We start from the raw sequence: 23964 nt of genomic DNA on the forward strand, positions 1-23964 counted from the left end.
AATACCGGCCTGCACTCTCAGAGTCGCAGAATGCCGCGATTCGGCCTCGCCTGGCGCCTGCGATTGAACTTAAATCACAGACTTAGGCTGACAAGCGAAACAACAGTGACTATTTCGTGACCATGACCGATCATTCCGGATATCGCGAGCAGAGTTTGACCGGCGCCATCGAGGCGCGCGGGCTGGAAGCGCTGATCTCGCGGGCGGCGCGCGCGGACAAGGGACCGGCTCCGGTGGAGCGCTGGAATCCGGACTTCTGCGGCGATCTCGACATGGAGATCAAGGCCGACGGCACCTGGTTCTATCTCGGCACGCCGATCGGACGCATGCCATTGGTGCAGCTCTTTTCGAGCGTCTTGCGCAAGGATGCCGACGGCAGAACCTATCTGGTGACGCCGGTGGAGCGCGTGGGCATCCGCGTCGCCGATGCGCCCTTCATCGCCGTCGAGATGAACGTGTCGGGGACCGGCGACGGACGGGTCATCACCTTCCGCACCAATGTCGGCGACGTGGTCGCCGCCGGGCCCGGCCATCCGCTGCGCTTCGTCGACGAGGACGCGACCGGCGGCCTGAAACCCTATGTGCTGGTGCGTGGTCGGCTGGAAGCCCTGGTGGCGCGGCCGGTAATGTACGAACTGGTCGAACATGGCGAGGTGATCGATATCGACGCCAAGGCGATGTTCGCCGTCCGCTCGGGCGGCGAGGTCTACCCGATCATGCCGGCCGAAAAACTCGAGCGGCTAAGCGCGTGATGGACCAGATGGCGCCGTTGCCGTTCTCGATCGCGGATTTTCGCGCCCGCGTCGCCGCACAGGCCGAGGCGCTACCCGGCGACGAGTTCGGCGATCATCGCTTCAATCCCGGCCACCCGAGGTTGAAACATATCAAGCCGCTGCGCGATGCCGCGGTGCTGATCCCGGTCATCGATCACGCCGATGGCGCGACCGTGCTGCTCACCAAGCGCGCCGAAAAGCTGCGCAGCCATTCCGGCCAGGTGGCCTTTCCCGGCGGCACCATCGATCCGACGGACCCCGGCCCCGAGGCCGCCGCGCTGCGCGAGACTTTCGAGGAGATAGGCCTCGACCGCGACCATATCGAAATCATCGGCCGGATGCCCGATTACGTCTCCGGCAGCGGCTACCGCATCGTACCGGTGCTTTCCGTGGTGCGGCCGGGCTTTTCGCTGACGCTCAACGCCGATGAGGTCGACGCCGCCTTCGAAGTGCCGCTGCGCTTCCTGATGGATCCCGCCAACCATGCGCGCGACAGCCGCATGTGGAACGACCTCGAATGGTTCTTCTACGAGATGCCCTATGGCGGCCAGCGCATCTGGGGCGTCACCGCCGGCATCGTCCGCACGCTCTATGAAAGGCTTTATGCATGAGCGCGAGGGTGTCTCTGTCTGGCAGGGCCGACTGGCTGGGCGAAAAGCACCTGCAGAAGCTGCTTGACGCCCTGAAGGAAGGCGGCGAGGAGGCGCGCGTCGCCGGCGGAGCGGTGCGCAATGCGCTGATCGGCCAGCCGGTCGCCGACATCGACATCGCGGCGACGACCCTGCCTGAGGAAACGATCCGCCGCGCCGAGGCCGCCGGCTTCAAGACGGTGCCGACCGGTATCGAGCACGGCACGATCACGGCGATTGCCAGCGGCAAGGCCTATGAGGTCACCACGCTCAGGGCCGATATCGAGACCGACGGCCGGCGGGCGAAAGTGACCTTCGGGCGCGACTGGAAGCTTGACGCCGAGCGGCGCGACTTCACCATCAACGCGCTCTACGCCGAAGCCGACGGGACGGTCGTCGATCTTGTCGGCGGCGTCGCCGACATCGAGGCGCGGCGGCTGCGCTTCATCGGCGATCCGGAAGCGCGCATCCGCGAGGATTATCTGCGCATCCTGCGCTTCTTCCGCTTCTTCGCCTGGTACGGCGACGGCCGGCCCGATGCCGAAGGCCTGAAGGCCTGCGCCAGGCTGAAGGACGGGCTCGGCAGGCTTTCGGCTGAGCGCGTCTGGTCCGAGCTGAAGAAGCTGTTTTCGGCACCCGATCCTTCGCGCGCGCTGCTTTGGATGCGCCAGGCCGGCGTTCTCACCGCCGTGCTGCCGGAGAGCGAGAAGTGGGGCATCGACGCCATCCACGGGCTGGTCCGGACCGAAAAGGATCTAGGCTGGAATGCCGATCCGCTGCTCCGGCTGGAGGCCGTCGTTCCGCCGGATGCCGCGCGCATGAAGACGCTTGCCGAAAGGCTGAGATTTTCGACCGGCGAAGGGGGACGTCTCCGGCGCTGGGCGCTGACTGCACCGCCTGACTCCAAGACGACCGAGACGGAGCTGGCGAAAAAGCTCTATTTCGGCGATCGCGAAGGCTTCCTCGATCGACTGCGGCTCGCGCTTGCCGCCGCGCGGACACGCGCCGTCGAGGACAATCAGGCGATGATGGAAGCCGGCGGTTTCTCGCGCCTGCTCGGCTTCGCCCTAAAATGGCAAAAACCGGTGTTTCCGATCAAGGGCGCCGACCTGACCGAACTCGGCGCGTCGCCCGGCCCGAAGGTTGGCGCTACGCTGAAAAACCTCGAAAAGGAATGGGTCGAGTCTGGTTTCATACTAGACCGCGGCGCGCTTCTCAAACGCGCCGCGCAAGCGCTCGAGGCTTAGAGCGGCAGCCCGGACCGATCGGTGCCGGTCAACGTATCGATACGGGAGCCAGGGCGCGCGAAAGGCTGGCTTCGCCCTTGCCGTAGACCGAGGGATCGTAATTGACCAGCGTGTCGGTGCGAGCCGTGTTGAGCAGGTCGTTGGTGATCTGAACCGGCGTCGCCTTGGTGAACTTGCTGCCGATGATCGCGGCATATCCGGAGATGATCGGCGCGGCGAAAGACGTGCCGTAAAGGCCGGTCTTGTCGCCCTCGACGCCGACCACCAGGAAGTGGCTCTGCACGGCGGTATTGGAACCGGCGTAGTTGGAATACCAGGCAAGCTCGGCCTTGTTGGCTGTCGTGCCGTTCGTCGACAGCGCGCCCACGAAGATCGCGGTTTGCTTGCCGATCAAAGCGAGGTCGAGATAGTCCTGCTGGCCGCCGGTGACCCCGCCGACCGCGACCGCGTCGTTGCCGGCAGCTTTCGAGACTATGGCCGATCCCTTGGTGGCATAGGAGATGATCGAGGCTTCCTCCTGAGCCCAGCCGATCTGGCTGACGCTGTAGCCGGCGTTGGCGTACATGCCGTAACTGAGGTTGAGCACGTTCCGGCCGCCTGCCAGCGGGACGGCGGTGCCGCTAGAGAAATCCTTGGAGCGGATGGTCGCCGCGGGAGCGATCATGCTCGCCTCCTCGCGCGTCCATTCGCCATGCCGCTGGGTCTGCACGCCGATGCCGAAATTGCCGGAGAAGCGCGATGAGCTGCTGAAATCGTCGACAATGGTGATGGTAACGCCCTTGCCCTTGTAGCCCGCCGCCCATGCCGCGCCGACGTCGGGGCTCATCCAGTTCTGTATCGTCTGGGTCGTCCGCGCGACCGGGATCTTTGCGCTCGCGCATATCGATTGACCGCCGTGGCACAGCGCGGCCGTCTCGTCCGCGTCGAGGGCTTCCTGTGCCGATGCGATGGACGCCGGCAGAAGGACGAGAGCCGCGGCAATACCGAACTTCCAGAAATTACCAGACATGGTCTTACTCCCGGTCAAGCAAGGAAAGAGGATGGCAGGAACGAGGACGGACGATCGCGGACTTCGGGAGCATGAAGACTTCTCATGCACGGCTTCCCGCCGATCAAAAGGTAACACGGTAATTGAGCCACAGGCGCAGCCTCTCGGGTGTAGCGTTAACCAGATATTTCAGCGTGTCCTCAGGCGCCATCTCGCCGGCCGCGAGCCGGCAGTTGACGCTGTAGGTGCCCAGATCCCCGTAGTCGGCGACGCATGGCTTTTCAGTCAGATTGCCGCCGATGATCGAGGTGACCGAAAGGGACAAGGTGCTGTTCAGACTCGGATGGGTCTGGGTGAGGAAGCCGAGCTTGAGGCTCGGCGCAATGCGGTACTTCTCGGCTTGCTCCCCGGTGCCGAACCCCCACAGGATGCCGCTGTTTTCGGTCAACTGGGTGAGCAGGTCGACATGCATGTCGACCCAATTCGCGTGGTACCACCGATTGAACGAGACCTGGCTTCCGTCCTGCAACTCGTAGCCGCCATTGCCAAGTCCTCTCGCGCGCTCGCTGAGCGGCGAGCCCTGGTGGATATCGACGAGCGACGTGGTCATTTCCTGAGCGGCCACGGGCGACGCGCCGACGAACGCGCACAATAGGAGCGCCGCTGCGCGGAAACCGCCTCGATTGTCGGATCTTTCGCGCATGCGCGAGGCACCTCGTCCCACCGGATCCGGCCAGCGCCTGGTCGCGAACGGCTCCTCGGACAGCCGCTTGTGACCGGATCATGCGCGCGACGATCGCATGCATACCGTTACCGCGGGGTTATCCAAGCCGATACGAATATAAGTTTTGCTTGAATTCAGCGAAGCCGGCCATTGTCGGCGGCCGGGGCGCAAATAGAGCGAGATGCGCCCGAATGCTGCATCCCGCTCGCGTCCCTGTTGGTGGTCGCGCGAAATCCGCGAGCGGATGCCTCAGGCCGCGTCGCGGACCTTCTGGATGCGGGAACGGATCGCCTCGATCATCGTCTCGCGGATGATGGTTTCGCCGTGGGTCTCGCGCATGTGCTCGACGGCACGGCGCATGACCTCCGCCTCTTCCTCGGCCCGCGTGTGCCAGTCACAGCCAGGGACGAGTGTTCCGCATTGGAATTCCTTCATGGGTTTTCCTTTCCTCGCTGCGGAGCGGTTCGGCTTTGACCACTCCAGTTATAGTTTTAACGCAATCCCGCATGGAAACCGCTGGGCACTTTCCCTGGAATTGCTCAAGTGGATAACCATAACACATGTTGCCGACTTCGGTTGCATCAAGAGTCGTGCTGTCCGGAGCGCTCCATCCAGGCCCTGAAACCCAAGAGGCGGAGCAGTACTGCTCCGCCTCCTTGCTGCCTGATCTTGCTAAAGTTGCGTAGGCCGTCGCTTCATGATCTTGCCAAGGCCGAGCAGGCCGTCATTTCATGATCTTGACGGCCTCGGCAATCTTGTTCTTGCCGCTCATATCCCAGGAAACGCGGACTTTCTCGCCCGGCTTGATGCCCGGATCCTTGAAGGCCTTGGCCAAGGTGAAGGTCGATCCGTTGTCCAGAACAAGGCTCATGGCCGTTCCATCAAAGCTCTTGACCGTGCCCGTGGTGTGCTTGACCGCGGCGAACGCGGCGCCACCGGAGGCGAGAAAGGCAGCGGCTGCTGCCGTCACAATAAGCTTGCGCATTGGCATGCTCTCCTGGAATGCGGGCACCGTATGAAAGGCACCCCTCTCGATCAGGGCCGTCCGGTCGCGTCGGGTCGCGGCTCGCAGCAAAGACGAACCGCCGGCGCTTCCCGACCCGGCAACGTTAAATAGCTCAATTTTTTCAAAAGGATATTAGACGAAAAAGAAATCGTAGCCGCCACATTGCGCGCCCAGATTCGGCGAATGGGACATCAATGCGGCCTTCTCTCCGATCACCGGATTTTTACGGCCACTTTACCTCGGGCGGCAGGCTGGACAGGATCGAGGCGACGTTGCCGCCGGTCTTCAGGCCGAAGATGGTGCCGCGATCGTGAAGCAAGTTGAATTCGACGTAACGGCCGCGCCGGATGAGCTGTTCGTCGCGATCGCCGTCGGTCCAATTCTGGTTGAAATTGCCCCGCACCAGGTGGGAATAGACGACGAGGAAAGAGCGTCCGACGTCCTGGACGAAATTGAAATCGGCGTCCCAGCCGCCCTTGTCCTCGTCCGAATGCAGCCAGTCGAAAAAGATACCGCCGATGCCGCGCGGCTCGTCGCGATGCGGCAGGAAGAAGTACTCGTCGCACCACGCCTTGAACTTCGCGTAGTCGGCGACCGCGGCGTTCTTCTCGCAGGCGAATTGCATGGCGCGGTGGAAGGCGAGCGTATCGGGATCGTCCTGGGTGCGGCGCCGGTCGAGCACCGGCGTCAGGTCGGCGCCGCCGCCGAACCACTGGCGCGTGGTCACCACCATGCGCGTGTTCATGTGCACGGCCGGCACGTTGGGGTTCCAGGGGTGCGCGATCAGCGAAATGCCACTCGCCCAGAAGCGCGGATCGTCCTCGGCGCCGGGGATCTGCTTGCGGAATTCGGGAGAGAATTCGCCATAGACGGTCGATGTGTGCACGCCGACTTTCTCGAAGACACGGCCGCGCATCATCGACATGGTCCCGCCGCCTCCCTTGCCCTCGTCGCGCTCCCAGGGCGTCTTCTCGAAATGCCCGGGCGACCAGGACGATAGCGGCCCGGTGAGTTCCCGCTCGATCTGCTCGAATGTGGCGCAGATGCGCTCGCGCAGCGCCTCGAACCAGAGACGGGCCTTCATCTTCTTCTGCTCGATGTCGGCCGGCAGGCCCACGGGAAGGTCAGGTCGTTCCAATTCCGTCTCCAGTTACAGGCCCATTCGCCTGACAAATGACTCGTCTTTTCAGGGCGCGATCCCTAATCTCTTAAGGGCAAGGGTCAAGTCCTGTCTGATCAAGGCACAAAGGAGTTCCTTCGTGCGTACCCCGGCAAGACCGCCGCTGGATGGCTTGAGGAAGAGGCTGGAGCGCTCGCGGGCCGAGCGCGAAAGAGGGCCGCGCGACGGATTCCTGCGCGAGACCTTCGTCCTGCCGCGCCCGGCCGCGCGCCTCAAGGCGAAGGAATGGTTCGAACGCTTTCCCAAGCAGGCCTACTGGACCGAGATCGAAAGCTGGTTCGAACGGCCGGGTGACGTCATTGAATTCACCATGCGCCGGCTGCCGGCGGCCGATTGACCATCAGCGCGCTGCCAGCCGCCTCGCTCCGGTGCCTTCCCTGGCCAACCGGTCGTCCTTGTTCCTGAGCGGGCATTTGTCGATCGACATGCAGCCGCAGCCGATACAGTCGGTCAGCCCGTCGCGCAGCTTCTTCAACTGGCTGATCTTGTGGTCGAGCCCGTCGCGCCAAGCCGTTGAAAGCAGGTTCCAATCCTCGCGCGTCGGCGTGCGGCCTTCGGGCAGGGACCGGAATGTCGCGGCGATCTCGGCCAGCGAGATGCCGACCTCCTGAGCGATACGGATGATCGCCACCCGCCGCAGCACATCGCGGCCGTAGCGCCGCTGGTTGCCCGCTGTGCGATGGCTGCGGATCAGGCCGCGCGCCTCGTAGAAATGCAGCGCCGATACCGCCACGCCGCTCCTCATCGCCACCTGGCCGACCGTCAATTCCTTCACCGGAGCCATTCGCAGTTTCCGCTTGACCTCAAGTTAGGTTGAGCTTGTAGCGAGGAAATCCTGGCAAGGCAAATTGAGGAGAAGGCGATGTGCGCCTGGGTGAGAATGACGGCAGAAGGAGAGGCGGTCCGCGGTAGCGAAGGGCTGAGGATGCTGGCTCGTTGTTTTGACGCAATTCCGGACGGTAGGCTACGGCAAAGGCGCCAAGCCCAACCGTTTCACACTTTTCCTGGAATTGCTTTAGCCGAGCTGGCGCAGCGCTTCGCCCGCGACCATCGCGACGGAGAGCGCTACATTGATGCTGCGCGCGCCCGGCCGCATCGGGATGGTCAGTCGCGCATCCGCCCCCTGATGAACCTCTTGCGGCACGCCGGCCGATTCACGGCCGAACAGAATGATGTCGCCGCCGGCGAAAGCGAAATCGGTATAGGCGGTCGCGGCCTTGGTGGTGAGCAGCACCAGGCGGCGCGCATTCGTCCGGCGCCATTCCTCGAAGGCGTGCCAGTCGGCATGGCGGGAAAGCGCCGCCATTTCGAGATAGTCCATGCCGGCCCGTTTCAGCGCCCGGTCGGAGAGCGGAAAGCCGGCCGGCTCGATGATATCGACACTGAGATCAAGGCAGGCGGCGAAGCGCAGGATTGTCCCGGTGTTGCCGGCGATATCAGGCTGGTAGAGCGCGATGCGGAGACGGTCGTTCATTTCCGCATCCTTCTAATAAGTGGCAGATCGGCCACAGGCGTCTCCCGCTTTTGGCGATTTCTGGACTGGCGGGTGGCCATTTTCTGCGAAGTCGAGTATATGCCCACCATCGTCAACCCGAACCGAAGGAGGGGGACCACATGACCATGCATTTCCAGTTCCTCTCCGGGCTGCGCCTCTCCGGGGCTCTTGTATGCCCAACGGCGGTTTCGGTACGACGATTCTTCTGACACTTTAAGAACCTCATCGCACTGATTCCCGCCGAACCCAGTTTTCGGTCTTCGAAGGAATCTTGCGATGTTTTTCAAACTGCCAAAGGGGCCAAGCGCCCCACAAGAACGTGTCGGGACCGACGCTTGCCGTCGTGTCCGGGCTGACGCTTGCCGTCATGCCCCGACCGATGCGTTTCACGCCTCCGGCCGAATGCCGGAGGTCGAGTTCGTGTCACCCTTTTTAACGCATTTGCACATGGAGGACGGACCGATGTTCGATCCCTATAAAATACCGGGTTCAAGAAGCCTGCACGAGCGCAAGATGGCGACCTGGGCGCTGCTGATCGGCGAGACCTACTCGTCGGCGGTGCATGCCGAGATGCGCCGGCGTCCGCATCGCGGCATGCTGCCGGATGTCGATTTCTCGCGCGCCGTGCCCGATCCCGGCCGGCCCTCGCTGGTGCGCCGTATCGCAAGGCTGTTCCGGCCGGGCGAGAAAGCACGCGCTGGCTCCAGCGTGCCGTCAGGATCGCCAAACGAGCCTGTCGGCGAAAAGCCCGCGACACCCTATATTGCGCGAAGCAGGGCCGGCGATGCAGTTGATTCCGTATCGCCGGCCCGTCATGCCGCGCGGCCGAAAGGCCTTACCCATCAATCCCGCGCCGCGTGAGCGCACAGACAGTCGAGTGCCTGGAATGTTCCGCTGGTTTGAAAAGAGGCTCGATCCGTTTCCCGCGGCGGAACCGGCAGAGCCGCCGAAAACGCTGGTCGCCTTCTGCGTGCACTACACGCGTGGCGTCTGGCCCTACATCGTCGTGGATGCAGTGCTGGTGGCGGTGATCGCCGTCACCGAAGTGTGGATGTTCGGTTTCATGGGCCGCATCGTCGACTGGCTGTCGGCGCAGAACCGAGAAACTTTCCTGCAGACCGAGAGCTGGAAGCTGGCCGGCATGGCTTTCATCGTGCTGGTCGCGCTGCCCGGCACGGTCTGGGTGCGTTCGTTGGTCAACCAGCAGACGATGATGGGCAACTACCCGATGCGCATCCGCTGGCAGGTGCATCGCTACCTGCTCAAGCAGTCGATGGCTTTCTACCAGGATGAGTTCGCCGGCCGCATCGCCACCAAGCTGATGCAGACCGCACTCGCCGTGCGCGACTGCGTCATGAAGGTTATTGACGTCCTCAACTACGTGATTGTCTACTTTCTCGGCATGCTGCTCATCGTCGGCTCGGCGGACTTGCGGCTGGCCGCACCCTTGGGCGTATGGCTGATCGGCTATATCGGGCTGCTGCGATATTTTATTCCCCGGCTCGGCAAGGTCGGCGAGGAACAGGCCAATGCGCGTTCGACCATGACTGGTCGCGTCGTCGACAGCTATGCCAACATCCAGACGGTGAAGCTGTTTTCGCATGCGCGCCGCGAGGCAGCTTTCGCCAAGGAGGGCATGGCGGGCTTCCTTGATACCGTGTACCGCTCGATGCGCCTGGTGACGGTACTCTACGGCCTGCTCTACATCCTGAATTCGCTGCTCCTGTTCTCGGTCACGGCGATCTCGCTTTGGCTGTGGCTGGACGACGCGGTGACGATCGGCGCGGTGGCCGTGGTCATCGGCCTGGTGCTCAGGATGTGGGGTATGTCGCAGTGGATCATGTGGGAGATGTCGGGCCTGTTCGAGAACATCGGCACGGTGCAAGACGGCATCCAGTCGATCTCGCTGCCGCGACTCGTCGAGGACAGGCCGGGTGCCAAGGACATCACCGTCAGCCAGGGCGAGATCCGCTTCGAGGACATACGCTTCCACTACGGCAAGCAGAAGGGTGTCATCGAAAACCTCTCGCTTGCCGTAAAGCCCGGCGAGAAGGTCGGCATCGTCGGCCGCTCCGGCGCAGGCAAGTCGACGCTGGTCAACCTTCTGTTGCGCTTCTACGACCTGGAAGGCGGCAGGATCCTCATCGACAGCCAGGAGATCGCCGGGGTGAAGCAGGATTCGCTGCGCGCGCAGATCGGCATGGTGACCCAGGACACCTCGCTGCTGCATCGCTCGGTGCGCGACAACATCCTCTACGGCCGGCCTGACGCGACCGACGAGATGCTGCTCGAGGCGGCGCGGCGGGCCGAGGCGCTCGATTTCATCGGCGGGCTTTCCGACCACAACGGCCGCAAGGGATTCGACGCCCATGTCGGCGACAGGGGCGTCAAATTGTCCGGCGGCCAGCGGCAGCGCGTCGCCATTGCCCGCGTCATGCTGAAAGACGCGCCGATCCTCATCCTCGACGAGGCGACCTCGGCGCTCGATTCGGAAGCAGAGGCGGCGATCCAGGAGAACCTCTACAAGCTGATGCAGGGTAAGACCGTCATCGCCATCGCGCACCGGCTGTCGACGATCGCGGCGATGGACAGGCTCGTCGTCATGGACAAGGGCCGCGTTATCGAGGAGGGCTCGCACGAGGAGCTGGTCGCCAAGGGTGGGCTCTATGCCCAGCTCTGGCAGCGCCAGTCGGGCGGCTTCCTGCTCGACGACATGCCGGCCGAGGCCGCCAACGATGCGATTGCCCATGAGTTTGGCGCCAAGGGTGAAGCCGCGGAATGATGAAGGCCGTCTATCGCTGGTTCGAAGGCTGGGTCTACCCGTTCCGAGAGCCATCGAATCTTCGGCCACCCGCCAGTGTCCGCGGCTTCCTCTGGCACTATGTCGGGCAGGCGAAGCTCGCCTTCTTCGCCATGCTGATCATCGGCGGCATCGCGCCGCTGGTCGAGGCCGGGCTGTTCTATTTCGTCGGGCGGCTGGTCGACATCCTCGACCAGCTTCCCGGAGAGCGCAGCTGGCACGCGCTCTGGGCCGCCGCCGGCCCCGAGCTTCTATTCATGGGCGCTGTGGTGCTGATCATCCGCACGCTGGTGGTCGGCCTTTCGGCGCTGGTTGACGAACAGACGATCACGCCGGGCTTCTACAGCCTGGTGCGCTGGCAGGCGCACCGGCATGTCTCGCGCCAGTCCTACGCTTTCTTCCAGAACGATTTCGCCGGGCGCATCGCCACCAAGGTCTGGCAGGCCGGGCAGGCAACCGGCGACCTGATGGAGAGCTTCATCGAGGTCGTCTGGTTCATGATCGTCTACACGGTGACGACGCTGGCGCTGGTCGCCGGCCTCGACCTCAGGCTGGCGGTGCTGGTGGTGATATGGATCGCCGCCTTTGCCTGGTTGGCCCGGCTCTATTTGCCGGCGATCCGCAAGCATGCCGAGGCGACCGCCGAGGCCGGCTCGATGATCACCGGCCGCATCGTCGATTCCTATTCCAACGTGCAGACGCTGAAGCTGTTCGCCGCCGACGGCGACGACCGCTACATCCGCAGCGGCTTCGACATCTATCTCGATGCGCTGCGGCCGTTCACGCGCCGGCTGACCGGCGTGCGTATGGCGCTGACGACGCTTTCGGGCATCATGATCACGTCAATCGCGGTCTTCGCCGTCTATCTTTGGGTGGAGGGCTCGATCACCGTCGGCGCCGTCGCTTTCACGCTTTCTCTCGTCTTGCGGCTCAATATGCTGCTGGGACGGGTGATGATGCAGCTCAACAGCATCTTGAGGAATCTCGGCGTGCTGGAGAATTCCAAGGCGCTGATCTCGCAGCCGCTCGGCCTGACCGATGCCCCGGACGCCAAGCAGCTGGTGGTTGACGGCGGCCGCATCGACCTCAAGAACGTCACCTTCCATTATGGTAAGGGGCAGGAGTTCTGGACGGCATCGACCTCGTCGTGCGGCCTGGCGAAAAGGTCGGGCTGGTCGGTCCGTCGGGCGCCGGCAAGACGACTTTAGCCAATCTCATCCTGCGCCTCTACGACCTCGAGGGCGGCAAGATCCTGATCGACGGCCAGGACATCGCCAAGGCGACGCAGAATTCGCTGCGCGCCAATATCGGCGTGGTCAGCCAGGACACTGCGCTCTTCCATCGCTCGCTGCGCGACAACATCAAGCTTGGCATGCCGGACGCGACCGACGCTGAGGTGATCGCCGCGGCGCGCAAAGCCGAAGCACATGATTTCATCATGGGGCTGCGCGACAATCGCCAGCGCGCCGGTTACGAGGCCTATGTCGGCGAGCGTGGCGTGAAGCTCTCCGGCGGCCAGCGCCAGCGCGTGGCGATCGCCCGCCTGTTCCTCAAGGATGCGCCGATCCTCATCCTCGATGAGGCGACCTCGGCGCTCGATTCCGACATCGAGGCGGCCATCCAGGAAAACCTGGTAAGGCTGATGGAGGACAAGACCGTCATCGCCATCGCCCACCGGCTGTCGACGATTGCCGCGCTCGACCGGCTGGTCGTGCTCGACGACGGGCGCATCGTCGAAGAGGGCACGCATGACGAGCTGGTGGCGCTCGACGGGCTTTATGCGCGGCTGTGGAAGCGGCAGTCCGGCGGCTTCCTGTTCAATGAGGAGAGCGTGCTGGAAGAGACGCGGCCAGCGGAGTAGAACGCAACCATGTCGGTACGCATGCCCAGCAATTTCGGACGAAGCGGCGCGCAGGAGAACGCGCTCGACCTGCTCGGCCACGAAATCCTCGCCGAAAAGGCGGCCGCCCTTGGCCGCGCCGGCCAGCGCGTCGAGGAGACGCTGGCGACGTTGCGCGAGAACGGCGAGGGCGGGGATCGCAACCGGCTGCTGAAAGAGGCAGCGGCGGCCGTCCACGGCTATTTCATCCAGCGCGAACTCTGCGGGTTGCGCAAGCACGACGCCGTGATCCGCGAATACAACATCCCGAGGGCGGTGCTGGTCAGGCTAGGCGCCAGTTAGCGCTCTTTGAGTCTGACCATGATCTTTCCCGAAAACCGGTTCGCACTTTTAGCTACGCCGACCTTCGGTTCGGGATCATGGTCTATTCCAGCCATTCGGTGATGAAGCTGCCGTTCTCGTGGATGTCGGTGGTCTCGAGCGGACCAGGGCCGAGATTGGTGAATTTGTGCGGCGTGTCGGGCGGGACGATGAGGATCTGGCCGGCCGAAGCCTCGATCTGGTGGTCGCCGACCGTGAACAGGCCGGTGCCGGCGCGGATGATGAAGATCTCCGTGTAGGGGTGCTTGTGCAGGCGCGGGCCGCCGCCGATGCCGGGCAGATAATTGAAGATCAGGCAGCTTCTGGAGCCAAAAGCGCCGCATTGCAGCTCGCCTTGCCAGCGGTCGGGCGCCTCCGCCCATTTGTCGCGATCGATGACATGCGCCATGGCTGGAGAATAGACCGAGCCAACGGCCGCTGTCGAGGTGAACAAGAGCTCTCTTTCGCCCTCGATTCCCAGCTGTTTCAAGGCGTTCGGCGGTCTGCCGACGACACCTCGGCGCAGGCCGTGACCTACACCCGCGACAATGTGCCCTTGTGCCTTCACGCGTCTGGACAAAAACGGGCTTCACGCATAAACCGAACTCCAAATGCCGGAGGAATTCGCTAGCCTGTTCGCCATGCGCTGTCGGGCCGGCGCGATGGAGCGGGGACAAGGCTCGGCCGCCGGCACGGAAAGAGGCGAAAGGATCAGGCACCCGTGAGCGCAACCGACATCCACGATCCCAACCGTCGCGATTTTCTCTATATCGCCACCGGCATGGCCGGCGTGGTCGGCGCAGGGGCCGTCGCCTGGCCGTTCATCGACCAGATGCAGCCGGATGCCTCGACGCTGGCGCTGGCTTCGGTCGAGGTCGATGTCTCTTCGCTGCAGCCCGGCAGCTCGCTGGTCGTCAAGTGGCGCGGCAAGCCGGTCGTGGTGCGCAACCGCACCGAGAAAGAGATGAAGGACGGCGCGACGGTCAGCCTCAATGATCTCAAGGATCCGGTCGCGCGCAACGCCAACCTGCCGGCCGACGCGCCGGCGACCGATGCCAACCGCACTACCCCCGGCAAGGAAGCCTGGATGGTGATGGTGCAGGTCTGCACCCATCTCGGCTGCATCCCGCTCGGCCAGGAAGGCGATTTCGGCGGCTGGTTCTGCCCGTGCCACGGCTCGCAGTACGATACCGCCGGCCGCATCCGCAAAGGCCCGGCGCCCGAGAACATGGCGATCCCGGTATTCAAATTCATTTCCGATACCAAGATCCTTATCGGCTGAGGCAGGGGATATTTCGATGAGCGAGGGACACTCCACCTACACGCCGAAGACCGGAATCGGACGCTGGTTCGATGCCCGCATGCCGCTGCCCAGGCTGGTCTATGACAGCTTCGTCGCCTATCCGGTGCCGCGCAACCTCAACTACATGTGGACGTTCGGCGGCATCCTTTCGATCATGCTGGCGGCGCAGATCCTGACCGGCATCGTGCTGGCCATGCACTACACGTCCGATACCACTCTCGCCTTCGATTCGGTCGAGAAGATCATGCGCGACGTGAATTCGGGATGGCTCCTGCGCTATCTCCATTCCAACGGCGCCTCGTTCTTCTTCGTCGCCGTCTACATCCACATCTTCCGCGGGCTCTTCTACGGCTCCTACAAGGCGCCGCGCGAGCTGCTGTGGATCCTCGGCTGTATCATCTACCTCCTGATGATGGCCACCGGCTTCATGGGCTACGTGCTGCCCTGGGGACAGATGAGCTTCTGGGGCGCCACCGTCATCACTGGCTTCTTCAGCGCCATTCCGCTGGTCGGCAACTGGATCCAGGAGCTGCTGCTCGGCGGCTTCGCCGTCGACAATCCGACGCTGAACCGCTTCTTCGCGCTGCATTACCTGCTGCCGTTCATGATCGCCGGCGTCGTCGTGCTGCACATCTGGGCGCTGCATGTCGTCGGCCAGTCGAACCCGACCGGCATCGAGGTGAAGTCGAAGACCGACACCGTCGCCTTCACGCCTTACGCCACCATCAAGGACGCGTTCGGCATGATCGTGTTCCTGTTCGTCTTCGCCTATTTCGTCTTCTACCTGCCGAACTATCTCGGCCACCCCGACAACTACACGGTCGCCAACCCGCTGAAGACGCCGGCCCACATCGTTCCGGAATGGTACTTCCTGCCGTTCTACGCGATCCTGCGCGCCATCACCTTCAACATCGGACCGATCAATTCCAAGCTCGGCGGCGTGCTGTGCATGTTCGGCGCCATCGCCATGCTGTTCCTGGTGCCGTGGCTCGACACCTCGAAGGTGCGCTCGGCGGTCTACCGGCCCTGGTACAAGCTGTTCTTCTGGCTGTTCGTGGCCGACGCCATCCTGCTCGGATGGCTGGGCTCGCAGCCGGCGGAAGGCAGCTATGTGTTCATGGCGCAGATGGCGACGCTGTTCTACTTCGCCTTCTTCCTGGTCGTCATGCCGGTGCTCGGCCTGATCGAGACGCCGCGGCGCCTGCCGAACTCGATCACCGAGGCGGTGCTGGAAAAGAAGAACAAGGGGGCCGGCGGACATCCGGCAGGCGCGGTGAGCGCGCCGGAAACCAAGGGCTGAGAATCTGAGGGGATTTGGCATGAAGAAGATTCTCACCTCGCTGGCGGTGCTCGGCCTTCTGGCGGCAGGCGTTGGAGCAGCCACCGCTCAGGAGCAGGGGCACGCCGAGGCGGCGCCGACGCATTTCCCGATCAACGAGCCGAAGGAGATGAGCTGGAGCTTCGCCGGCCCGTTCGGCACCTACGACAAGGCCCAGCTGCAGCGCGGCCTGAAGGTCTACAAGGAAGTCTGCTCGGCCTGCCACTCGATGAACCTGGTGGCGTTCCGCACGCTGGAGGGCCTCGGCTATTCGGAAGCGCAGATCAAGACGCTGGCCGCCGAATACACCATCCATGACGGCCCGAACGATGCCGGCGACATGTTCGACCGTCCGGGCAAGCCTTCGGACCACTTCCCGGCGCCGTTCCCGAACGAGCAGGCCGCAGCTGCCGCCAATGGCGGCGCCGCGCCGCCCGACATGTCGCTGCTCGCCAAGGCGCGCGGCGTCGAGCGCGGCTTCCCGCGCTTCGTCTTCGACATCTTCACCCAATATGCGCAGGGCGGGCCGGACTACATCCACTCGCTGTTGACCGGCTACGACCAGACGCCGCCGGCCGGCATGGCGATCCCGGAAGGCACGCACTACAATCCGTACTTCCTGTCCGGCGTGTCGCTGAAGATGCCGAAGCCGCTTTCGGACGGCCAGGTGACCTATGACGACGGCTCGCCGCAGACGGTCGATCAGTATTCGCGCGACGTTGCCGCATTCCTGATGTGGGCCGCCGAGCCGCACCTCGAAGACCGCAAGAAGACCGGCTTCCGCGTGCTGGTGTTCCTGCTGCTGTTCGGCGCGCTGGTCTATATGACCAAGCGCAAGGTGTGGGCCGACGTGGCGCACTGAGGCGCTTGCCTTCCAGAAAAATGCGAGGGCGCCGAAAGGCGCCCTTTTCTTTTCGGCCGCTTGCCGGCAAAACTGTGCGGCAACGGATCAGACCGCCCATGAAATCCTCCCTCGAAGACACGCTGCTTGCGGCCATCCGCACGATTCCGGATTACCCCAGACCCGGCATATTGTTTCGCGACATCACCACGCTGCTCGGCGATGCGCGCGCTTTCCGCCGGGCCATCGACGAATTGGTGCATCCCTATGCCGGGCTGAAGATCGACAAGATCGCCGGCATCGAGGCGCGCGGCTTCATCCTGGGCGGCGCCGTGGCGCACCAGCTTTCGGCTGGCTTCGTGCCGATCCGCAAGAAGGGCAAGCTGCCTTACGAGACGGTTCGCGTCGCCTACAGCCTCGAATACGGGCTGGACGAGATGGAGATGCACAAGGACGGCGTCTCGCCCGGCGAGAAGGTGATCCTGGTCGACGACCTGATCGCCACCGGCGGCACGGCGGAAGCAGCAGTGAAGCTGCTCAGGCAGATCGGCGCCGACATCGTCGCCGCCTGCTTCGTCGTCGATCTACCCGACCTTGGAGGGCGGCAGAAGCTGGAAGCGCTCGGCGTGCCGGTTAGGACGCTGATCGGGTTCGAGGGGCATTAGCTCTTCCCTTCTCCCCTTGTGGGAGAAGGTGTCGCCGAAGGCGACGGATGAGGGGTGTGCCAGGGAACGCCAGCCTCTCACTCCGCTGGTACACCCCTCATCCGTCTTGCCGCTCCGCGGCAATGCACCTTCTCCCACAAGGGGAGAAGGAGAGACGCACTACTCCACCTTCACCAGCACGGCGCTGTCGAACTCGATGACCTTGTCGCCGGTCGAGTCAAAACCTTCCGAGCGCAGCGTGAGCAGGCTCCAGCCGGGGCGCCCGGCAAGGGGGCGATGGGCAAGCGCGGTGCGCGTGAAGGTAACGGTCTCGCCGGCATAGACCGGCTTCAGCCATTTGAGATTGCGAAAGCCAGGCGAGGGACCGAATTCGGGCTGCGGGCCGGGACCGGTCCAGCGCACGCCCTCGGTCTCCATGCGCTTTTCGAGGTTGTATTTCATCCAGGTGGCGGCGGTGTGCCAGCCAGAGGCGCAGAGCCCGCCGAGCACGCTCTTCTTCGCCGCCTCCTCGTCGACATGGAAGACCTGCGGATCGTATTTCTTGGCGAAGGCCTTGATCTCTTCCGCGCCGAACTTATGCGAGCCGAGTGTGACGGTTTCACCGATCAGGAAATACTCGTCCAGGGTCACGCGATGGCCTCTCGGGTCAGGAACAAGCCCGTGTTCTCGAGCTCGAAGACGCATTCGCCGCGCTGGTTGAACAACTCGCTGCGCATGCTGACCAAGCCGAGCTGAGGCCTCGACTTGGACTGGCGCTTGGCAAGCACGGTGACCTTGCCGGTAAGGCGATCACCGGCCAGAACCGGCTTCTTCCATTTGACATGCTCGATGCCCGGCGAGCCTTGCGAGGTCGAATCGAGCAGGAAGGCGTCGCACAGCATGCGCATGAACATCGCGCAGGTGTGCCAGCCCGAAGCCGAAAGGCCGCCAAGGATGCTGGCCTTGCCGGCCTCCTCGTCGAGATGCATCGGCTGGGCATCGAATTCGCTGGCGAATTCGATGATCTCGGCCGCGCTGACATTCTTGCCGCCGAGGTCGAGCGAGACGCCCTCGACGAAGTCCTCATAGGCCCAGGTCTTTCCGGTCATATCGGCAATCCGGTTGACGAATGCGTGATCCCCACGGTCGGGCACCCCGGATGAAGGCCCGAGCCAGTTTGGTCAAGTCCTTTCTGGTGAGCCAGTTGCTTCCGCTGGCGCGGTCAGAGCCAGCCGCGCCGGCGGAAATACCAGAAGGGCAGGATTGCCGAGATCACCATCAGGCCGATGGCGAAGGGGTAGCCGAACTCCCATTTGAGCTCGGGGATGATGTCGAAGTTCATGCCGTAGATCGAGGCGACCAGCGTCGGCGGCAGGAAGATGACGGCGGCGACCGAGAAGATCTTGATGATGGCGTTCTGCTCGATCGAGATCATGCCGAGCGTGGCATCGAGCAGGAAGGAGATCTTCTGCGACAGGAAAGTGGCGTGGTCGGCGAGCGACAGCACGTCGCGCGACAGCGTCTTGATGCGGGCCCTCACGTCCTTGCTCATCTTGGTCTGGGCAGCGACATGGGTGAGAAAGCCGGCCAGGCGCTGCAGCGAGATCAGGCTGTCGCGGACGGAGGAAGCGAGATCCTCCTTGCGGCCGATGCCTTTCAAGAGCTCCTGGAAATCGCGGCTGCGCTTCGAAGCCTTGGTCGAGCGCGCCTCGAAGATGTCGCGCGAGATCACTTCCACGTCACGGCCGGCGCGCTCGAGGATATCGGCCAGCCGATCGACGATCGCTTCCAGGAGGCCGATCAGGATGGTGTCGCCGCTGGTGCAGCCGGTCGCCACCTTTTCGGCGCGCAGCGGGAAGGTCTTGAAGGCCTTGGGCTCGTGATAGCGAATGGTGATCAGCCGGTTGCCGGCGAGCGCAAAGGTCACCGGCGACATCAATGGGTCGTCGACCTCGGTCTGCGCCGGCAGCACGGCGGTCATGAAGTAGCCGCCGTCCTCGACATAGAGGCGGCTCGAGATCTCGATTTCTTCCATCTCCTCTCGGGTCGGGATGGCAATGCCCAGCCAGCCCTCGATGACGGCCTCTTCCTCCTTGGTGGGATTGAACAGGTCGGCCCAAACAACCCTGTCGCCGTCTCGGGTAAGATCGTCGGTGACCCGCAGGCGATCATTGTCCACGACGAAGGCCTTGATCATCGCCGGGTCTCCCTTGCTGGACCAAAGAGATTTCGTTCGAAGCGTCGTCCGGATGGCACAGGCTCATGGAGCCTGTCAGCCCCGGCCGCTTAGCCCTGCTGCATCACAAGGTCAAGACAAGGCGTCCACCGGCCGGAGGACCGGCGGTCAAAACCGGGTGCAAGCAATATCAGGTGTTGAACTTGAACAGCATGATGTCGCCGTCCTGGACGACATACTCCTTGCCTTCGTCGCGCGCCTTGCCGGCTTCCTTGGCGGCCACTTCGCCGCCCAGCGTGAGGAAATCGTTGTAGGAAATCGTCTGGGCGCGGATGAAGCCGCGCTCGAAATCGGTGTGGATGACACCGGCAGCCTGCGGTGCCTTATCGCCTTTGTGGATCGTCCAGGCGCGCGTCTCCTTCGGCCCGACGGTGAAATAGGTGATCAGATGCAGGAGCTCGTAGCCGGCGCGGATCACCTTGTTGAGACCCGGCTCATCAAGGCCGATCGAGGCAAGGAACTCCATTTCCTCCTCGTCGGAAAGCTGAGCGACTTCCGCCTCGATCGCCGCCGAGATCACCACCGTGCCGGCGCCCTGCGCGGACGCCATCTTCTCCACCGCCTTGGTATGCTCGTTGCCGGTGGCGGCGTCCGCCTCGGCGACGTTGCAGACATAGAGCACGGGATGCGAGGTCAGAAGGTTCAGCCCCTGCAGGATGCGCAGATCCTCCGCCGCGATGCCGTTGAGCAGGAAGCGCGTCGGCTTGCCGGCCTGCAGCAATTCGAGCGATGCCTCCATCATCGGCAGCACGGCCATGGCTTCCTTGTCCTTGCCGGCGGCGCGCTTGCGGAATTGGACGATGCGGCGCTCGAGGCTTTCCAGGTCGGCGAGCATCAGCTCGGTCTCGACCGTCTCGGCGTCGGCGACCGGATCGATACGGCCCTCGACATGGGTGATGTCGTCATCCTCGAAGCAGCGCAGCACATGCACGATGGCGTCGACCTCGCGGATGTTGGCGAGGAACTGGTTGCCAAGCCCTTCGCCCTTGGAGGCGCCGCGAACCAGACCGGCGATGTCGACGAAGGAGATGCGGGTCGGGATGATCTCCTTCGACTTGCCGATCGCGGCGATCTTCTGCAGGCGCGGGTCCGGCACCGCCACCTCGCCGGTGTTCGGCTCGATGGTGCAGAAAGGATAGTTGGCGGCCTGCGCGGCGGCGGTCCTGGTCAACGCGTTGAACAGCGTCGACTTGCCGACGTTGGGCAAGCCAACGATGCCACATTTGAAACCCATTTTTGTTCGGTCCTATCGGGAATTCGAGTTTGCGGAGGCTATGGGCGAAAGGGCGGACGATCGTCAAGCCCTCGGGCGGTCGTGTTTCGGTTCAATCCTTACCGCCGAACAGCTTCTTCAGCATCGCAGCCATCGGGCCGCTTTCGGGGACCTTTGCCGCTGGCTGCTGCGGACGGGCCTGGCGGATGTGGCTTTGTGCCTTGGGTGCCTTGGGTGGCGGCCGGTCGTCATCGCCGGTGGGCACGAGCTTGTCGCGCAGCGCCAGCGTGATGCGGTTCATGAAGGAACTGTCGTCGCCCTTGGCCAGCAAGCCTGCGTCGTCGGCGATCGCGTCGAGCAAAACGTCGAGCCATTCACGGTCGGCCTTGGCGAAATCGCCGAGCACATGGCCGTGCACCATCTCCTTGACGCCGGGATGGCCGACACCGATGCGCACGCGACGATAGGCATTGCCGACATGCTGATCGAGCGAGCGGATGCCGTTGTGGCCGCCTGATCCGCCGCCAACCTTGACCCTTACCTTGCCGGCGGCAAGGTCGATCTCGTCGTAGAAGACGGTGAGGGCAGCGGCGTCGAGCTTGTAGAATCGCAGCGCTTCGCCGACCGATTGTCCGGACAGGTTCATGAAGGTCTGCGGCTTGATCAGCAGGACCTTCTCGCCGCCGAGTGAGCCTTCGGAAATCAGCCCCTGGAACTTTTTCGACCAGGGCGAAAAGGAATGGCGGCGGGCAATCGCGTCCGCCGCCATGAAGCCGACATTGTGCCGGTTGTTCTGATATTTCGCGCCCGGATTGCCGAGGCCTGCAAAGACAAGCATCGTCGCCTCCGGACGCGGAAGAGATTACTTCTCTTCCTCGGCAGGGGCCGCCGCTTCCGGCGCCTCCGCCTCGGTGGTTTCTTCCGCCTCCGGCTTCATTGCCGCTGAGCCGGCAATGGTCGCGATGGTGAAGTCGCGATCGGAGATCACCGGCTTGACGCCGGCCGGCAGGGCAACCGCCGAAATGTGGATCGAGTCGCCGATTTCGGCGCCGGTGAGATCGACGGTGATGAATTCCGGGATCGCGTTGGCCGGGCAGTGGAACTCGACTTCGTGGCGAACGATGTTGAGCACGCCGCCGCGCTTGATGCCGGGCGACTTCTCTTCATTGATGAAATGGACGGGCACGTCGACATTGACCTCGGTGTCCTTGCCGACCCTGAGGAAGTCGACATGGACCGGGAAGTCCTTGACCGGATCGAGCTGAAAATCCTTCGGCAGGACCTGGATCTTCTTGCCGTCAACATCGATCGTGGCGATCGTGGTCAGGAACCCGCCGCCGTGGATCTTGTAGAAGACGTCCTTGTAGTCGAGCGCGATCGCCAGGGGGGGCTGCTTGTCGCCGTAAATAACTGCAGGCACTTTACCGTTACGGCGAACTGCACGGGCGGACCCCTTACCGACCTGTTCGCGCGCTTCGGCCTTGAGCTCGTAAGCCTCGTGGCTCATGGCATTTCCTTTCGCGTGTTTTGGAGCGTTCGCGGCGGGCAAGCCCATCCGTAAACGTCGAAAGCCGTCGCAGCTTGCATGGTCGATCCAATGCTTTTGGCTGTCCAAACGCTTTGGGGATCATGCAGGCCTGGCCGGCCTTCCTCCGCGTTGCCTCCAAGGGTGTCTACGCGGGTGGCGGCTCTATAGCGGAAGCCGGGCAAGGGCGCAAGCCGTTGAGGCGGAAGCCCTTGACCAAGGTCGGCTTGAGCATAGTCGACGCTTCCGCCTGACGCAAAGTTGGATCTGCCAGCCAGCTCCGAGCGCCGTCTGCATTCGTCATGTAGGATCGGGCAGGTTTCAATCGTCCTTGGCATTCGAAGGACCTCTGGAGATCGACATGAAACTTCTGTTCAGCCGCAACCCCAATCCTCGCCTCGCGGTCGCGGTGGCGCGCTATCTCAAGGCGGAGGTCGCGTACGAATTCGCATCACCCATGGCGCCGGGTCAGGCCGAGCGCTATCGCGCGCTGAACCCCAATTTGACGTTACCTATATTGGTCGGTCCCGGCTGGAGCCTGTGGGAGGCTGACGCAATAGCCTGCCGGCTCTCGCGCGACACGCATTCGAATTTCTGGCGCAGCGGAGACGACGAGCCCGAGATGATCCGCTGGCTGAGCTGGGGTAAGGAGAATTTTGCCCGCGGCTGCGACATGGTGCATTTCGAGCGCGGCACCAAGCAGCGTTGGGGGTTGGGGCCGATCGACAAGGCCCTGGTCGAGGAGGGGCTTGGAGTATTCCACACATCGGCCGCCATCCTTGATGTGGTGCTTTCGGAAAGGGAGTGGCTGGTTGGCAATTCCGTCTCCTATGCCGACTTTCGCATGGCGACGTTTCTCGCGTTCAACGATGTCGCCAGGTTGCCGCTCGAGGTCTACCCATCCATCCGCCGCTGGTATGGCCGGCTCGAGGCGATCGATGCCTGGCGCGACCCGTTCCAGGGGCTGGAGGCGCCGCCGCTGCCGCTGGTCAACAGCGAAGCCTTGCCGGACTGAGCGTCGATCTGAACCGATCCTTTTGAAGGATGACCGGGGATCTGCCGATCATAGCTAAAATGGCCGATAACCTCGCCATCCTGGTGATGGGACGCGGACCGGAACTCCGCATCCGCTGAACCAACCAACGGCGAAAGGACGCAAACTCAATCCCTCCGCCAAGCTCGTTTTGAAATCTTCTCGCTCACTTAATTCTACAAAGTCGGTAGTCTTAATGGATAAGCACTCGCGAGGAGAGCCTGAAAATGACGAAGAAGCTGGTGGTGGGGATATCCGGCAACCTGACCCGCCCGTCGAAGACCAAGGCGTTCATCAGCCACATTGCCGGCGAGGTCGCCGGCCGGATCGGCGCGGCCGCGGCGGTCTTCGACATTGATGATCTTGGCCTATCGTTGCCTACGGCACGGCGGCTTGGTGATCTCGACCCGACTGCCCGCGGCGTTATCGAACAGCTGGTCAACGCCGATGTTCTGGTGGCCGGATCACCGACTTTCAAAGGCAGCTATACCGGCCTTTTCAAGCATTTGTTCGATCTGCTTGATCCGTCCTCTCTGCGTGGAAAGCCGGTTGTTCTTGCGGCGACCGGCGGCGGCGAGCGTCACTCGCTGATCGTCGAGCATCAGCTGCGACCGCTGTTCGGCTTCTTCGAAGCGCTGACCATGCCGACCGCGATTTACGCCTCCGACAAGGATTTTGCCGACGGCGTGCTGGTGTCGGAAGCGATCCATGCCCGCGCCCGTCAGGCCGTGGCCGAGGCTGTCAACGTTGTCGGCGCCACCCGCAGCGTCGGCCTCGCCGCATGACCCCGAAGCATTCGCATCGAACCG

The 23964-nt window shown here is 63.4% G+C and carries 27 protein-coding genes and 1 pseudogene; 14 read left to right on the forward strand and 14 right to left on the reverse strand.

Annotated features, from left to right (window positions below):
• Positions 1-122: 122 nt before the first annotated feature.
• Genes EJ071_RS16225 through EJ071_RS16235 form a run of 3 tightly spaced genes read left to right on the forward strand, consistent with a single transcriptional unit; the run spans position 123 to position 2649 of the window.
• Positions 123-752, forward strand: coding sequence for a DUF1285 domain-containing protein (locus EJ071_RS16225; protein WP_126102613.1), 630 nt, complete (start codon positions 123-125; stop codon positions 750-752).
• Positions 752-1384, forward strand: coding sequence for a CoA pyrophosphatase (locus EJ071_RS16230; protein WP_126102614.1), 633 nt, complete (start codon positions 752-754; stop codon positions 1382-1384). Before EJ071_RS16225 ends, EJ071_RS16230 begins: the two co-directional genes overlap by 1 nt.
• Positions 1381-2649 carry a CCA tRNA nucleotidyltransferase gene (locus tag EJ071_RS16235; RefSeq protein WP_126098745.1) on the forward strand — a complete coding sequence of 423 codons (1269 nt, stop codon included), beginning with the start codon at positions 1381-1383 and terminating at the stop codon, positions 2647-2649. The genes EJ071_RS16230 and EJ071_RS16235 overlap by 4 nt, the downstream gene beginning before the upstream one ends.
• 28 nt (positions 2650-2677) lie before the next feature.
• On the opposite strand, the gene EJ071_RS16240 is transcribed toward EJ071_RS16235, so the two are convergent.
• The 5 genes from EJ071_RS16240 to hemF all read right to left on the reverse strand — a co-directional run bounded on the left by EJ071_RS16240 (position 2678) and on the right by hemF (position 6505).
• A complete protein-coding gene (locus EJ071_RS16240) occupies positions 2678-3658 on the reverse strand; it encodes a S8 family serine peptidase (RefSeq protein ID WP_126098746.1) in 981 nt (326 codons plus the stop codon).
• A gap of 103 nt (positions 3659-3761) precedes the next feature.
• Positions 3762-4247, reverse strand: coding sequence for a hypothetical protein (locus tag EJ071_RS16245; protein WP_245460271.1), 486 nt, complete (start codon positions 4245-4247; stop codon positions 3762-3764).
• A 363-nt stretch (positions 4248-4610) separates the two neighbouring features.
• Positions 4611-4796, reverse strand: a complete 186-nt coding sequence (locus EJ071_RS16250; RefSeq protein ID WP_059188453.1) for a DUF1059 domain-containing protein — start codon at positions 4794-4796, stop codon at positions 4611-4613.
• A 289-nt stretch (positions 4797-5085) separates the two neighbouring features.
• Positions 5086-5346: a DUF1344 domain-containing protein gene (locus tag EJ071_RS16255; RefSeq protein WP_126098748.1), complete on the reverse strand. Its 261-nt coding sequence runs from the start codon at positions 5344-5346 to the stop codon at positions 5086-5088.
• 244 nt (positions 5347-5590) lie between these two features.
• Positions 5591-6505, reverse strand: a complete 915-nt coding sequence (hemF, locus tag EJ071_RS16260; protein ID WP_126098749.1) for an oxygen-dependent coproporphyrinogen oxidase — start codon at positions 6503-6505, stop codon at positions 5591-5593.
• Positions 6506-6626: 121 nt separating this feature from the next.
• Here hemF and EJ071_RS16265 point away from each other — a divergent pair, with 121 nt between their 5' ends.
• The gene (locus EJ071_RS16265; RefSeq protein ID WP_126098750.1) at positions 6627-6884 is read left to right on the forward strand and encodes a hypothetical protein; all 258 of its coding nucleotides are present in this window, start codon (positions 6627-6629) and stop codon (positions 6882-6884) included.
• Positions 6885-6887: 3 nt separating this feature from the next.
• Here the strand turns inward: EJ071_RS16265 and soxR are convergent, their stop codons facing one another.
• Both soxR and EJ071_RS16275 read right to left on the reverse strand, forming a co-directional pair.
• A complete protein-coding gene (soxR, locus tag EJ071_RS16270) occupies positions 6888-7331 on the reverse strand; it encodes a redox-sensitive transcriptional activator SoxR (RefSeq protein ID WP_126098751.1) in 444 nt (147 codons plus the stop codon).
• Positions 7332-7562: 231 nt separating this feature from the next.
• The gene (locus EJ071_RS16275; RefSeq protein WP_126098752.1) at positions 7563-8021 is read right to left on the reverse strand and encodes a tRNA (cytidine(34)-2'-O)-methyltransferase; all 459 of its coding nucleotides are present in this window, start codon (positions 8019-8021) and stop codon (positions 7563-7565) included.
• A gap of 483 nt (positions 8022-8504) precedes the next feature.
• On the opposite strand from EJ071_RS16275, the gene EJ071_RS39495 reads away from it, so the two are divergent.
• From EJ071_RS39495 to EJ071_RS16295, 4 genes and pseudogenes are all read left to right on the forward strand, one after another.
• Positions 8505-8903, forward strand: a complete 399-nt coding sequence (locus EJ071_RS39495) for a hypothetical protein (protein WP_245460272.1) — start codon at positions 8505-8507, stop codon at positions 8901-8903.
• 25 nt (positions 8904-8928) lie between these two features.
• Positions 8929-10824 carry an ABC transporter ATP-binding protein gene (locus EJ071_RS16285; RefSeq protein ID WP_126098753.1) on the forward strand — a complete coding sequence of 632 codons (1896 nt, stop codon included), beginning with the start codon at positions 8929-8931 and terminating at the stop codon, positions 10822-10824.
• A pseudogene (locus tag EJ071_RS16290) lies at positions 10821-12703 on the forward strand (ABC transporter ATP-binding protein). The gene EJ071_RS16285 and the pseudogene EJ071_RS16290 overlap by 4 nt, the downstream one beginning before the upstream one ends.
• 9 nt (positions 12704-12712) lie before the next feature.
• Entirely contained in the window at positions 12713-13024 is a 312-nt protein-coding gene (locus EJ071_RS16295; RefSeq protein ID WP_126098754.1) for a DUF6665 family protein, read from the forward strand.
• A gap of 82 nt (positions 13025-13106) precedes the next feature.
• Here the strand turns inward: EJ071_RS16295 and EJ071_RS16300 are convergent, their stop codons facing one another.
• Positions 13107-13451, reverse strand: a complete 345-nt coding sequence (locus EJ071_RS16300) for a cupin domain-containing protein (RefSeq protein WP_126102615.1) — start codon at positions 13449-13451, stop codon at positions 13107-13109.
• Between the two features lie 312 nt (positions 13452-13763).
• On the opposite strand from EJ071_RS16300, the gene petA reads away from it, so the two are divergent.
• The 4 genes from petA to EJ071_RS16320 all read left to right on the forward strand — a co-directional run bounded on the left by petA (position 13764) and on the right by EJ071_RS16320 (position 17169).
• The gene (petA, locus tag EJ071_RS16305; RefSeq protein ID WP_126098755.1) at positions 13764-14324 is read left to right on the forward strand and encodes a ubiquinol-cytochrome c reductase iron-sulfur subunit; all 561 of its coding nucleotides are present in this window, start codon (positions 13764-13766) and stop codon (positions 14322-14324) included.
• Positions 14325-14340: 16 nt separating this feature from the next.
• A complete protein-coding gene (locus EJ071_RS16310) occupies positions 14341-15645 on the forward strand; it encodes a cytochrome b N-terminal domain-containing protein (protein ID WP_126098756.1) in 1305 nt (434 codons plus the stop codon).
• Positions 15646-15664: 19 nt separating this feature from the next.
• Positions 15665-16525 (forward strand): cytochrome c1, encoded by an 861-nt coding sequence (locus tag EJ071_RS16315; protein ID WP_126098757.1) that lies wholly within the window; start codon positions 15665-15667, stop codon positions 16523-16525.
• 98 nt (positions 16526-16623) lie between these two features.
• Positions 16624-17169, forward strand: coding sequence for an adenine phosphoribosyltransferase (locus tag EJ071_RS16320; RefSeq protein ID WP_126098758.1), 546 nt, complete (start codon positions 16624-16626; stop codon positions 17167-17169).
• 159 nt (positions 17170-17328) lie between these two features.
• Here EJ071_RS16320 and EJ071_RS16325 read toward each other — a convergent pair whose 3' ends face one another.
• The 6 genes from EJ071_RS16325 to EJ071_RS16350 form a co-directional block, all read right to left on the reverse strand.
• Positions 17329-17799, reverse strand: a complete 471-nt coding sequence (locus EJ071_RS16325; protein ID WP_126098759.1) for a MaoC family dehydratase — start codon at positions 17797-17799, stop codon at positions 17329-17331.
• Positions 17796-18257: a MaoC family dehydratase gene (locus EJ071_RS16330; protein ID WP_126098760.1), complete on the reverse strand. Its 462-nt coding sequence runs from the start codon at positions 18255-18257 to the stop codon at positions 17796-17798. Before EJ071_RS16330 ends, EJ071_RS16325 begins: the two co-directional genes overlap by 4 nt.
• A gap of 113 nt (positions 18258-18370) precedes the next feature.
• A complete protein-coding gene (gene corA / locus EJ071_RS16335) occupies positions 18371-19345 on the reverse strand; it encodes a magnesium/cobalt transporter CorA (protein ID WP_126098761.1) in 975 nt (324 codons plus the stop codon).
• A gap of 169 nt (positions 19346-19514) precedes the next feature.
• Positions 19515-20618: a redox-regulated ATPase YchF gene (ychF, locus tag EJ071_RS16340; protein ID WP_126098762.1), complete on the reverse strand. Its 1104-nt coding sequence runs from the start codon at positions 20616-20618 to the stop codon at positions 19515-19517.
• A 91-nt stretch (positions 20619-20709) separates the two neighbouring features.
• Complete coding sequence (pth, locus tag EJ071_RS16345) at positions 20710-21435, reverse strand: aminoacyl-tRNA hydrolase (protein WP_126098763.1); 726 nt, start codon at positions 21433-21435, stop codon at positions 20710-20712.
• Between the two features lie 24 nt (positions 21436-21459).
• Complete coding sequence (locus EJ071_RS16350; protein WP_126098764.1) at positions 21460-22104, reverse strand: 50S ribosomal protein L25/general stress protein Ctc; 645 nt, start codon at positions 22102-22104, stop codon at positions 21460-21462.
• Between the two features lie 379 nt (positions 22105-22483).
• Between EJ071_RS16350 and EJ071_RS16355 the strand changes: the two genes are divergently transcribed.
• Positions 22484-23137, forward strand: a complete 654-nt coding sequence (locus EJ071_RS16355; protein ID WP_126098765.1) for a glutathione S-transferase family protein — start codon at positions 22484-22486, stop codon at positions 23135-23137.
• A gap of 245 nt (positions 23138-23382) precedes the next feature.
• Positions 23383-23940, forward strand: coding sequence for an FMN reductase (gene msuE, locus EJ071_RS16360; RefSeq protein WP_126098766.1), 558 nt, complete (start codon positions 23383-23385; stop codon positions 23938-23940).
• Positions 23941-23964 lie beyond the last annotated feature (24 nt).

It is taken from the genome of Mesorhizobium sp. M1B.F.Ca.ET.045.04.1.1 (genome assembly GCF_003952465.1).
In the GTDB taxonomy this organism is placed as follows: domain Bacteria; phylum Pseudomonadota; class Alphaproteobacteria; order Rhizobiales; family Rhizobiaceae; genus Mesorhizobium; species Mesorhizobium shonense.